We start from the raw sequence: 12,617 nt of genomic DNA, 5'->3' as shown, positions 1-12,617 counted from the left end.
ACTTTAGGATTTTCTTTATATTTACTGCACACAACAACGTATAAACTGCATTAAAACGACAGCTTATACACAACGTTGGCGTGCATTTGAAAATGAAAATACCGAAAGCAATTTTACATACCTTTTTATTTATCTTTTTCTTAGAATTTATAGGATTATGGATTCTATTAATTCCTGATGTAATGAAAAATATAAATTTGATAAAAGCTTCCCAGCTTATTAATTCAATTGTTTTTTTAGTTTTCATATTTAAAAATCTAAAGAAATCATATTTACTAAAGCTAGATAAATCAGATCCTAAATATTACTTTATTGCTTTAACACTAGGAGTTGGATTTGTTTTCTTCCAATCAATTCTAAATATCTTTTATCACCAAGAAATATCATCTGAATTCTTTGATTTTAAATTCACTCTAGAACGATTAAGATCTTTGAGTGTAATGGCATCAATATTTGTAATACCTATCACTGAAGAATTATTCTTTCGAAATTACATACTTCGTGAGTTATTAGAGAATTACAAACCTACAACAGCAATAATTCTATCATCTTTAATGTTTGCTTTTATTCATATTCCCTTTGTTTCACTGTTTTATGAATTCTATGACTTTAGCATTCATCAAGCTTATATTGCTGTATTTGGAGGATTAGTATCTGGAATCTTATTTTATAAATCGAAATCAATTATACCTTCTATAATATTTCATGCGTTCTGGAATTTGACAAGCTATATTATATGAAATAACGACACGCCAACAAAATGTATTATTAATTGCTTACTGATTTAATCCTTCGGATAAATCTCGCAAAACCAAAAGCTCATCACTTTTAATTAACTTTACAAACAAAAAGCGCAAATAACAATACACAAAACGTTAGCCACCATATGAATAACTGCCTCATTTGCAATATAAATCTTGCTGATAAAACAGGTTCTCACATAATTCCACATTTTTTATTAAAGCGAATTGATAATGAAGAAGGCTCAAAAAAAAGAGACAAAGAAATGGGATTCTTATTATCTGAATTTCATCCATCTTCATATTTTGGAAGAGCAACAAAACCAGAAACACTTGAGAAAGTTTATGGAGAAGTTACTGAAGAAAGAATTGAGCAAAATGAGATTCCTTTAGTCGAGGATAATATTTTTTGTAGTGCTTGTGAAAAAAGACTTGGCGAAATTGAAAGTGCATATGCTAATACTTTAAAAAATGGTAGCGAACCAAATAGTAACTATCAGAATTTAGAAGATTCTTTCTTAGCATTTATTTTTTGGACATCTATTGTTTGGAGACTCTCGATTGCACAAAAAAGTGGATTTAAACTTAATGCATCTGATGAAGAAAAACTACAAATAGTTTTATCACAATTTCTTTCAATCGAAATTTATGATTTAGATAACTTAAAGAAAGAAGGAATATTAGAGAACATTTCTTATAAAATTTTAAGGTCAATAAATTATTCCGATGAAAAATCAACGGTTTTATTTTGCCATCCAGATATTCAAAACCCATATTTCTTTGTTATTGACGAATTTATTTTAGTTTTCTCAATTGAGAAAACTAAAAACCAAACGGGATTTGAATCTATAGATGAACAACTAAACAATGCAGAAATGAATACTGCTTTTGATGGAGAAATGATTAGAAGTGTTGAACCTAAAATCATTGACGGAATTCAAGAATATTTTTACTCTGAATTATCAAAAAGGTATCTTCTAAATTTGAGTAAAGAAATAGACATTATCCATCGAAAACTTGGAGGAAGAGGACAAATACCAATGCCTATAAAAGAAGAAATCGCTAAAAAAATCATCAATGATGATGACCAACCTTCTGGAGTTAAATATACATTAAAGCATAAAGTGAAAATAATATTTGAAGTCCTGAAAAAATACGGTGGCTAACACCGTGTAAACGCAATAATGGCTGAATTTTCTAATCGGAAATTCTAACCTTTTTAATAAATTAGTAGCGTCAGCGGAAAGTACTCGCTCACTTTCCCATTACTGACGCTTATACAAATAAGTTACCTGTAATCCTCTAAAAGACAAAATGAAAATCTTAATAAGCATTTTAGTAATTGGAATAGCAATTTATATTGCAACTAAAGAGAATGGAAATCCATTAAAAAAAACAAGGACTTTAAAAAAGGAGAAAACTTCTCCAAAAGAATTCCTTAAAACCATAGATTCATTAGGCTATTTCAAATATTCAGATGAAAAAAACATTAAAAAACTAAAAGAAAATCATTTGGAAAGTTTTGATTCAGAAGGTGCTTGGGGAGGAATCTGGGATGAAAAAACAAATCTACCTCTTGATTACAGATACTATTTTTGTGATGGAGAAACCGTTTTTGAACAAGGTGGCTTTAAAGAAATCCTAAATGAATTTAGTGGAACTTTTGAAAAAATTGGCTTTAAATTAAAAATTGGAAATCACTTTGAGGAATGGGACAGCAAAAATGAATGGTTGAATCATAGAATAACCCTAAATGGGAATGAGTATATTATTTTCAAAAACTTCAAAGGTTATGGTTGGGGTGAAGCAGTACAAAGACTTGCTCAAATATTGAATGAGGAATTAGAAAAACAAAATATACAAGAAAGAATTTACCTAATTAGTGGTGGTAATGATGGTTCATTAATATTTTTAGATAACGAATTGTATAAATATTTCTACAAAACTTTTACAAACCCTGAATGGAAACCTCTCGAAGTAAAGGAATGGACAAAAGTAATGGGGATTAAAAAATAAAACTACAGGTAACAAAATGTATAGTTAATTGCTTGCAGATTTATTCCTTCGGACTAAATCTCGCAAAACCAAAAGTCCATCACTTTTAATTAACTTTACAATCAAAAATCGCAAATAACAATACACAAAACGTTGCCATTAATATAAAATAACTGCTAAAATCTAACATTTCACTAAATCGAAAGACAATTTCACTCAATTTAAGTTTGCTGGAATTAAATCTTAAATTATGTTTGAATTCAAACTATAGAAATGAAAAAAAATCTTTTAATAATATTGTTTCTAACACTTGTTGGAAAATCGTTTTCTCAAGAGTTCAAAATCCCAAAAATTGAATGGGAAGGAAAAACAGAAACGGAAAATAATTTTGTGGAATTATTGAAATTAAAGGATAAGAGTTCTTTAATAATTAAGATTGGTTATTCATCTTATTGGTCAAAAGGACAGAATTCGGAATTTATCGTTTACCTAAATAATGGAAAAGTGAAACGCTATGTTGTTTACCAACCGAATTCGACTGAACTGAAAACAAAAATCAAGCGGAAAAAAATTAAGAAAAAAGAGTATAAATATTATTGGAACCATCTAAATAATATCATCGAAGGAAATAAGTATGTAATTGATAAATCTAAATTGAATATCACTAAAAAAAAAGGAGAAGAAGAGGGAACAATGATAACTATGAGTATTTCTGATGGAACAAATTACAGCTTTTGGATATGTCAAGGAAATAACTACTTAGCTTATGGGAGCTATTCGCCAGAATCATTTATCGATGGCAAATTTTCTGGTTGGAAAGAAAGACAAAAACTAGTTGACTTAATGAATGGATTTGAAAAATTAACAGAAAAATACTAATGGCAACAATGTGTATAATTCATTGCTAGTTATAGCCTACTTACGAAAGTACTCGCGGACTTTCTATCTGTGTTTATTTGCTAAATTAAAGGCTTAAACACGCAACGAAATCATACACTAGACCGTTGGCAATAATTAATGAAAATCTAATTTGCTATATAAAGAATCACATATCTTAATCCTAAATAATGTATCTAGATTCATTAATCTAACCGAATTAGAAAAGCAGAAATACATTTCATTACTAACGGAGATTAACATAAAGCGGAAGGCATTTTTAATGCAAGCTGGTGATATAACATCTTACGAATATTTTATCACTAAAGGCTGCTTAAAGGTCTACACGCTTGATGATGACGGCGCACCACACATTTCTATGTTTGCTGTAGAAGATTATTGGACAGGCGATATGGCGAGTTTTATGACTAAGGAGCCAACACGCTATTTTATTAAAGCTACCGAAGACACTGAACTATTAGGAATTTCTAGAGCTAATTACGAATTGTTATTTCAAGAAATACCCAAGTTTGAAAGATTCTATCGCATGCTATACCAAAAGTCCTTGATAAGTTATATAAGACGCTCAAATCACGGCATTTCATTAACTGCAGAGGAACGATATATTGAGTTCAAAACGAAATATCCGAATATTGTTAACAGAATTACTCAGAAAGATTTGGCGGGTTATATTGGCATCACTCCCGAATTTATGAGCAAGATTATCACAAAAGTCAACAGAAGGTAAAAGTCTTAAACTAGTTCATTTTTTTTCATGTGTCCCTTTCGGAATTTTGAAGCATGAAAAAAGTTATCATCATCACTTCTCTTTTAATCATTGGGTTTATAAATCCTTTGCTGTCGCAATTTACTCAGGTAGAATTGTTCGCTGGATTAGATAAAACAGACTTCACAGTATTCTCAAGTTACTCTATTACTAAAAGTCAGACTCTGAGTCTGAATACCCTGGCTTTCTTCCAAAAGTTTAAGCAAGAAAACCAGCAATTTGATGAGATTGGTTTACAACCCACCTTATTTTGGAATATTACCAAAAACATTGCTCTTGGGCCGTCCATGTACTATAACAGTTTTGCCGGCTTTTCTGAAAGAATATCTGCCAAGTATACCTTTAAAAATTCACGACTGTTATTGGTACTGATGCCTACCGTGGCATACTCAGAACAGAAAAATGCCAGCTACTTTGAGGTATTAGCACAATTCCAATACAACCAACCTATAAATGACCATCTGTCAATCTGGTTAAACGGCCAGTTCTTAACCATTTGGGATGAGTTTAATCGGCATTCAAGAAGCTTTCAACAATTGAGAGTTGGCGTTTCTATTTATCAACATCAGGTTGGTATGGGTATAGATCTTGACCAGTTTGGACCTCAACCTATCGAGAAAACAGCTTTCGGAATCTATTATCGTAAAACTCTATAAACAACTATAAATCTTAAACATTATGAAAAATTCAGTAAAACAACTTTTAAAAACCAACCCAATTATTGGGTTTAGTATTGCAAGATGGACGCTTGGCTTAGTCATGTTTCCGCATGGTGCTCAAAAATTATTAGGTCTATTTGGTGGTTATGGCTATTCCTCAACAATGGACGCATTGACTACACAAATGGGCTTACCCGCTATTGTTGCCTTCTCAGTAATTATGATTGAGTTTTTTGGCTCTATTTCATTAGTTCTTGGATTCTTCTCCAGATTTTGGGCCTTATCACTTGCGGGCATGTTTACAGGGATCATTATCACTACACAACTTGAACACGGTTTTTTTATGAATTGGTATGGAAATCAAGCAGGCGAAGGTTACGAATTCTCGCTTCTAGTTATTGGTCTTGCATTAAGTATTGTAGTTAATGGAAGTGGCAAATGGTCGATAGACGGTTTAATCTCAAAAAACAAATAACATGAAAAAAATCATCACAATAGCAGGAACTAATAGTCAGAAATCTATTAACAAAAGGTTGCTATCCTACACTTCTGGTTTGTTGGAAAATGTAGAACTAATTTATATCGACTTAAACGATTATGTGCTGCCTATTTACGGAGTTGATTTTGAAGAAGAAAATGGCATTCCAACAGCTGTTAAAAGACTCAATGAATTATTTGATAAAGCCGATGGATTTATAATTGCATTAGCAGAACACAATGGAACCTATACAGCGGTATTTAAAAACATATTAGACTGGTTGTCTCGCGCAAATATGAAAGTATGGCGAGAGAAACCCGTACTCTTAATGGCAACCTCACCTGGTGGTCGTGGTGGTGCCACTGTATTACAGGGTGCTGTTAACTACTTTCCTTTCTTAGGTGCTAATGTCGTTGGGAATTTTTCCTTGCCTAGTTTCTTTGACAATTTCTCTGAAGATGGTATTTCAAATGGGGAGTTAAAAGAAGAACTGATTCAAAGGGTTCAACTTTTCGAACAAATCATAAGCCCTTTGGAATAAATGATTGGTTGATAACCACTATAGATTTGTACCAACATTTAAAAACAATTAAAAATGGAAATTAAAATTAGACTCATCGTATTAATGCTAAGTATACTATTTATAGGACTTTCAGCAGGTTTATGTTTTACTTGGTCCAATGCCATTACGCCTGGTATAGGGAGATTAGACGATTTAGGTTTTTTACAAGCTTTTCAAGCCATGAATCGTTCGATTCTTAATGCTAGTTTTCTCATTGTCTTTTTAGGGCCTGTGCCGCTGCTTTTTGCAAATGCCATTTTACATCGTAATGCAAATCCAGTCACGTTTAAGTCTTTTTTAATAGCAGCCATTTTATATTTCGTTGGTATAGGCATTATTACGGTTTTTAAAAACGTGCCACTCAATGAAGTGTTAGATAAGACGGTATTAGAAAACCTCTCAGCCATAAAGCTTAAAGAGTTGCGTGCAAAATTTGAACAACCTTGGAACCGTTGGCATGTTCAACGCACAATAGCATCGTTTACATCTTTTGCTCTCTTGCTAGTTGGACTCATATATTCCAAATAGAAAATCTTAATCATCAACCAAAAAACGAATAAAAAGGCTTCAGATTTCTGAAGCGAAGTATAAATCAAATAAAAAAAATAAAATTATGAACAGTAACATTTTAGTTATCGGTGGAACAGGAAAAACAGGCCGCCGAGTCGTAGAACAATTAAAAAACAAAGGTATAGAACCTCGAATTGGTTCAAGAAGTGCATCGCCTAGCTTTGATTGGGATGACAAAAGTACTTGGGTAAATGCCTTAAATGGCGTAGAACGTATGTATGTAACTTATTATCCAGATTTGGCCGTTCCAGGAGCCAAAGAAGCGATACAAGAATTAACCCAATTGGCTAAAGTTTCAGGAGTCAAAAAAATGGTTTTGCTTTCTGGAAAAGGAGAAACCGAAGCTGAGGCCTGTGAACAAATCGTCATGGATTCTGGTATAGACTATACCATCGTAAGAGCCTCTTGGTTTAACCAAAACTGGAGTGAAAGCTTCTTTTTAGACCCAATATTGTCCGGAGAAGTAGCATTACCATTATCAGACGTTTTAATTCCATTTGTTGATGCTAATGACATTGCAGAAGTCGCTGCAACAGTCTTGCTTGATGACACTTATAACGGAGATACCGTTGAAGTGACAGGTCCAGAATTAATCAACTTTAAAGATGTTGTTACTATGATTTCGAAAGCCAGTAACAGAAGTTTAAACTTTCATGATATCACACTGCAGCAGTATGTTAAAGGCATGAAACAGCAACAAATACCTGGTGATGTGGTGTGGTTAATAGAGTATTTGTTTAGCCATGTGTTAACCAACCCTAATAATCAGTTGGTGGTTAATGATGTGGAACGAGTTTTGGGCAGAAAAGCAAAGCCCTTTTCAGCTTATGCCGAAGAAACCGCAAAAACTGGAATTTGGAATTCAGAAATAGTGGAAGCTTACTAAATCTTTAACTGAGGCTCTAAACATCACTTCACGTAAGTTAGAGCCTCAATCATTTAAATAAAAACTCGATGACCGTTTCCTATCCGTTGATAAAACCAAAATACTACAAGTCACTAATAATAGACTTAGCGAACTTTATAAGGCATCCCATAAATAAACAATCCATAGAGAAAAGTACCAAACATAAAATTTACGATACCATAGGTCTCTTTTTTATAAAGCTTGTTTTTAGTATTACAGCTGCCTCATTATTACAGCTGGCATATGAGCCTGAAAACCAAACATCAGTAAGTATGTCCGAAAGATTTAGCCCATTAGTATTGCTTTTAGTCGGTGGACTTATTCTACCCATATTTGAAGAGATTACCTTTAGATTATCACTAAAATTTCAACCAATTTATTTGGCCTTAACGTCTGGAACATTCACCTATTATATCATGACTAAAGCTGTTTTTAAAAGCCGATTGTCTATGGTGGATGATACCTTTTGGTATAGAATCATAACAGGGGTTATAATTTTGTTAATAGTGTATGTGATATCTAGTAGAAGGCCCGTAAGACAGGTTTTACAACAGTTTTGGAAAAAACAGTTTAAGTGGATTTACTATATATCGTGCATCAGCTTTGCATGGTTACACATTTTTAATTTTGAATTAAATCTCACCAATCTTTTATTGCTACCTATATTAACACTTCCACAATTATTCAGCGCCACCATTGCAGGATACACAAGAGTCGCTTTTGGATTTAAATATCCTTTGCTAATCCATATGACAACTAATACACTATTCCTATCCTTAACTTTCTTACCTCTCAAATAATTTCAGTGTAAAACCAATGGTAAAACAAAAGTTTTAATAACGTAGACATATTATTGGTATGAAATAATAACTATTGCCAACAATGTGTATAATTCATTGCTAGTTATAGCTTACTTACGAAAGTCCTCGCGGACTTTCTATCTGTGATTTATTTGCTAACTTTAGTGCTTAAACCACGCAACGAAATCATATACAAGACCGTTGGGCATAATTAGTGAACGAAAAAATGAAGTCAATTTTAAAATATATTTTCATCTATTTAATTATTTCAACTTTGCTTTCGTGTAAAAAAGAAATAGAGAAAAAAAAGAAGAAATTAAAGTTTTGAAAACTGAAATATCAGATAAAAAAGCTAAAATAAAAAAGGGAAACATTTATCAAATCACAGATAGTTTAATCTATAAATTTTACGGAAAGAAATTAAAACATGTTGAATTTGATGAAAAAGCTAAAAAGAAACCTAAACATATTACCTTCTTTAAAAAAGAAGGAATTTCAAAAGTAAAAGGAATTTTATCTTATGACTTCTCTGTAAACTACGAAACTTCTGCATTTGAAAATTACACTTTATTTCTAATAGAATACAAAAATGATTCTTTAGCTAAAAACTCATTTAGAAAACTTAAAGAAGACAATGAAAGTATAATTAACCTCATTGAAAACGATGAATGGTTTAATCCTAATGACAATAAAAACAACCCTGAAAAAGATAGAGTTATGGTATTTTCGGTTCATTGTAAATCAGGAGGTTTCATCTTTAGAAAAGATAATTTTTTAATAAGTTTAGTAGAAACCTGTAGAGAACCACTAACAAAAGAAAAAATGAATTGGAAAGATTATGAAAACGAGTTTATGAAAGGTTATAAAGTTTTTGAGAAAAGAGAATTTTTGAATACAGATTGTGACTCAAGGAATTACTATTATGAAAATTAACTATGCCCAACACCGTGTATAATTAATTGCTTACAGATTTATTCCTTCGGACTAAATCTCACAAAACCAAAAGTCCACTACTTTTAATTAACTTTACAATTAAAAAATCGCAAATAACAATACACAAAACGTTCGCATTAATTTGAAAGATGAATATTCTAAGAAAAATTAGGAACGAAATTGAAAGAAGAATTTTTCTTCAAGAATTTTATAATGATGTTCAAAACTTAGATGAAGTTTTACTTGAAAAGCGGATTGAAATTTTAAAAGAAATAACTACACCAAAATTTACTGAAATTGGTTTGAATAATTGGAACGGAAAATACTTATGGTTTAGTGATTTTAACGACGAAGGAATTAAGCACGTAGTAGAATATAATGTTTTAAAAGGGTTTGCAGGTGCTTTTACTTTTGGGAACTGCTTCAATTTTATTCCAACAATTTCAGGAAAAAGATTAATTAATCACAGAACGGAAAAATCAACTAAAATTCTCTACTTAAAGAAAACTGAAGGTTGGCAAAAAAGTATTGAAACTCAAAGACACTTGAACCCTGACAAGATTAATACAATGAATGAAAAAAAATTCAGACAAACTTTAGAAAAAGTATTGAATAAAAACTTACTAAAAATCAGTACTTGGTTCAAGGAAAATAATACAAATGAAAAGAACATTAATTCCTTGAAAAAAGATGTGGAAAACCCACCTTTTGAAATTGGAACAAGAATAATATCATTTGAATATCTTTTAGCTTTTTTAGATAAATAAAAATCTGAATTTTGGATAAACGAGCACTTTAAAAAAGATATTAATTCTGAATTAGAAACTGAACTCCTGATGAAAAAAATAAAAACTAATGCCAACAAAATGTATAGTTAATTGCTTACGGATTTATTCCTTCGGACTAAATCTCGCAAAATCAAAAGTTCATCTCTTTTAATTAACTTTACAAACAAAAAAGCGCAAATAACAATACACAAAACGTTAGCATTCATTCAAGAGAACGATGAAAATAAGTAATTTTAAAACTCAACTTGGAGATATTTCTTTGAATTTACATTCTAATAAGGATGGAGAAATTACTAATTCTGAGTCTGGATACATTTTTCAATCTGATTCTTTTAGAGTAGAAATTATTGAATTTACAGAAATTAAAAATTGGCTAAAAGAAGTTAGCGAAATTGAAATACAAAGTTCAATAGGTTGGATTTTTAGAATAACTAAGTTAAATGATAATAACGAAACCTTGAACTTTGATTGTTCACTTGAAAGAACTAGTACAGAAATAACTTCTGAACCAGATACAGGAGAAAATCTTCAAGCAATTTGGATAGAGGATAAAAAGAATGTCGTCAGTATCGGAACTGAAGATGGAGAAATGATGAGATATCGAGCCGAAAAAAATGACTGGATGCCTAATCGACTTAAATCCGAGCTTGGAATTATTAAAACAGGTTCGTTTTTAAATCAAAAAAACCAAGAGAAATCTTTTACGAAACAATTACCTTTTGGATTTGAAACTAAAATTCCCAAACTGAAAAAAGGAGAAAAATTATATTTCCATTATTTAGTTGCTACTAATGAGTTGAAAAAAAGTATTGATTATCCTGACGAATATGATATTTCAACAAATTTTGCCGTTGATTATCCTAAATGGACTTTAATAGAAAAATTGAACTTAAAAGAATAAAAACGAAATGCTAACACCATGTATATTGCATATGCACCCTTCGGGATGCAACGCACCATACATTAACCGTTATAGCCAATCATAAATATGAAAAAAGAAAAAAACTTATTGAATTCAATATTTCTGCTTTCTATTTTGACCTTATTGATTTCATGTAATAATTATTCGAACCAAAACATCAAAGTCATATCACCAAGTGAAACATTATATGGAGATCTTTATATCGGAGAAAACTCTTCTCCCACAAAATATTCTCCAAGTGGATATTATATACAAGCCATAAAGCTAGAATATGGAATTTGGCAAAGACTACAAATCAACAATAACGAAAAACAAATTCAACCTGACATATTCTTTCATAATGATAAAATAAGTCATAGTTATATATACGATTCATTAACTGTTGGATTATATAATGTTAAATATCTGTCTGAATTAAATGATACCATTGAACAAACAATAAATTTTAATCAAAGTATAAGATTAGAATTCCCCTCTAAACTAGAAAAATATTATAAAAAAAAGAAAATCAAAGATTTTGAAATGGATATGTTCTCAAAAAATGACACATTACAATTTCTTTTTTTAAACAAAGGTTGTTTTGGTGGATCTCCCCCTACTTTGTTAGAGTTTTTTTTCAACCCAAAAAATGAAATAGTTTACAAGGAAAGAATTACTAATGAATCTGGATTTCAAACTTGGTTATATTCTGAAAACTCAGACTATAAAGAAAATCTTACTAATTTTATCAATAGCCTTAAAGAACTAGATGAAAACGATGAAAACTTATGCTCTTCAGAAAATGATTATGTTTTTAGAATAAAAAGAAGTAATACAATTTACTGTCTGAAAGATAAATCTTGTAGGCTTATGAGAGCGATCTCAAAATTGATGAAAAATAAATAACTGGCTATAACAAGGTGTATAATTAATTGCGGCTGAATTTCCTCGCCGGAAATTCAATCTTATTAATTATCTTTAGGAAACATCGGAAAATGACTCGCGTCCTTTTCCCGCAAAAAAAATCATACACAAATACGTTGTATGCAATTTTCTATAAACTATGAAAAGATCAATAATAATATTATTCACTTTTATTTTATTTAACTCTTGTCAAAACAAAGAAATTGAAAGATTAAATAACAAAATCTTTGAGTTAAAAAAACTAAACAAAAAACTATCTGATTCTTTAAAAAAAAGAACTTATAAAAAACTAATCAACTCAAATTTATGGGGAATACCTGAAAATAATAATTTAGCTATAAATAAACCTAATAAGTTCAAATTTGTGTTTTCATCAATTCAAAAATTACCGGAATACAACATTTATGCTGTAACAAATAGAAAAGGTAAAAAAACACGTACTTTGATTTATGAAAATTATACAGACGCTGAGTTTGAATATAATTTCATACCTGAAAACGACAAGGATAATTCATTTAAAATTGAAGCTCTTTTTGTATTTGACACTATAGCAATTGAAATTCCAGGAAAAATAAACATGTTTTTGAAAAAGTAAAACAGCATACAACAAAATGTATAATTAATTGCTCACGGATTTATCCTTCGGACAAATCTCGCAAAACCAAAAGTTCATTACCTTTCAATTAACTTTACAATC

The 12,617-nt window shown here is 30.6% G+C and carries 16 protein-coding genes; all 16 read left to right on the top strand.

Annotation, left to right across the window (positions count from 1 at the left end):
- Nucleotides 1-92: 92 nt before the first annotated feature.
- The 16 genes from Q1A15_RS17110 (at nt 93) to Q1A15_RS17035 (ending at nt 12,515) form a co-directional block, all read left to right on the top strand.
- A complete protein-coding gene (locus Q1A15_RS17110) occupies nt 93-740 on the top strand; it encodes a CPBP family intramembrane glutamic endopeptidase (protein ID WP_299626895.1) in 648 nt (215 codons plus the stop codon).
- A gap of 146 nt (nt 741-886) precedes the next feature.
- Entirely contained in the window at nt 887-1,906 is a 1,020-nt protein-coding gene (locus Q1A15_RS17105; RefSeq protein WP_299626892.1) for a hypothetical protein, read from the top strand.
- Nucleotides 1,907-2,054: 148 nt separating this feature from the next.
- Nucleotides 2,055-2,756, top strand: coding sequence for a hypothetical protein (locus Q1A15_RS17100; protein ID WP_299626889.1), 702 nt, complete (start codon nt 2,055-2,057; stop codon nt 2,754-2,756).
- 252 nt (nt 2,757-3,008) lie between these two features.
- A complete protein-coding gene (locus Q1A15_RS17095; RefSeq protein ID WP_299626886.1) occupies nt 3,009-3,614 on the top strand; it encodes a hypothetical protein in 606 nt (201 codons plus the stop codon).
- Between the two features lie 151 nt (nt 3,615-3,765).
- Nucleotides 3,766-4,359 (top strand): Crp/Fnr family transcriptional regulator, encoded by a 594-nt coding sequence (locus tag Q1A15_RS17090; protein ID WP_299626883.1) that lies wholly within the window; start codon nt 3,766-3,768, stop codon nt 4,357-4,359.
- 53 nt (nt 4,360-4,412) lie between these two features.
- The gene (locus tag Q1A15_RS17085) at nt 4,413-5,054 is read left to right on the top strand and encodes a hypothetical protein (protein ID WP_299626880.1); all 642 of its coding nucleotides are present in this window, start codon (nt 4,413-4,415) and stop codon (nt 5,052-5,054) included.
- Nucleotides 5,055-5,076: 22 nt separating this feature from the next.
- Complete coding sequence (locus tag Q1A15_RS17080; RefSeq protein ID WP_299626877.1) at nt 5,077-5,532, top strand: DoxX family protein; 456 nt, start codon at nt 5,077-5,079, stop codon at nt 5,530-5,532.
- Between the two features lies 1 nt (nt 5,533).
- Nucleotides 5,534-6,076 carry an NAD(P)H-dependent oxidoreductase gene (locus Q1A15_RS17075; RefSeq protein ID WP_299626874.1) on the top strand — a complete coding sequence of 181 codons (543 nt, stop codon included), beginning with the start codon at nt 5,534-5,536 and terminating at the stop codon, nt 6,074-6,076.
- A gap of 54 nt (nt 6,077-6,130) precedes the next feature.
- Entirely contained in the window at nt 6,131-6,625 is a 495-nt protein-coding gene (locus Q1A15_RS17070; RefSeq protein ID WP_299626871.1) for a DUF1772 domain-containing protein, read from the top strand.
- 85 nt (nt 6,626-6,710) lie between these two features.
- Nucleotides 6,711-7,553, top strand: coding sequence for an NmrA family NAD(P)-binding protein (locus tag Q1A15_RS17065; protein ID WP_299626868.1), 843 nt, complete (start codon nt 6,711-6,713; stop codon nt 7,551-7,553).
- 68 nt (nt 7,554-7,621) lie between these two features.
- Nucleotides 7,622-8,374 (top strand): CPBP family glutamic-type intramembrane protease, encoded by a 753-nt coding sequence (locus Q1A15_RS17060; RefSeq protein ID WP_299626865.1) that lies wholly within the window; start codon nt 7,622-7,624, stop codon nt 8,372-8,374.
- Between the two features lie 324 nt (nt 8,375-8,698).
- The gene (locus Q1A15_RS17055; protein WP_299626863.1) at nt 8,699-9,307 is read left to right on the top strand and encodes a hypothetical protein; all 609 of its coding nucleotides are present in this window, start codon (nt 8,699-8,701) and stop codon (nt 9,305-9,307) included.
- A gap of 149 nt (nt 9,308-9,456) precedes the next feature.
- Nucleotides 9,457-10,074: a hypothetical protein gene (locus tag Q1A15_RS17050; RefSeq protein ID WP_299626860.1), complete on the top strand. Its 618-nt coding sequence runs from the start codon at nt 9,457-9,459 to the stop codon at nt 10,072-10,074.
- Between the two features lie 238 nt (nt 10,075-10,312).
- The gene (locus tag Q1A15_RS17045; RefSeq protein ID WP_299626857.1) at nt 10,313-10,996 is read left to right on the top strand and encodes a hypothetical protein; all 684 of its coding nucleotides are present in this window, start codon (nt 10,313-10,315) and stop codon (nt 10,994-10,996) included.
- 87 nt (nt 10,997-11,083) lie between these two features.
- Nucleotides 11,084-11,902 (top strand): hypothetical protein, encoded by an 819-nt coding sequence (locus Q1A15_RS17040; protein WP_299626854.1) that lies wholly within the window; start codon nt 11,084-11,086, stop codon nt 11,900-11,902.
- Nucleotides 11,903-12,059: 157 nt separating this feature from the next.
- A complete protein-coding gene (locus tag Q1A15_RS17035) occupies nt 12,060-12,515 on the top strand; it encodes a hypothetical protein (RefSeq protein WP_299626851.1) in 456 nt (151 codons plus the stop codon).
- Nucleotides 12,516-12,617: the final 102 nt, after the last annotated feature.

Origin of the sequence: uncultured Tenacibaculum sp. (genome assembly GCF_947495995.1) — a bacterium.
Taxonomy (GTDB): Bacteria; Bacteroidota; Bacteroidia; order Flavobacteriales; family Flavobacteriaceae; genus Polaribacter.
This window is presented reverse-complemented; position numbering and strand designations above follow the sequence as displayed.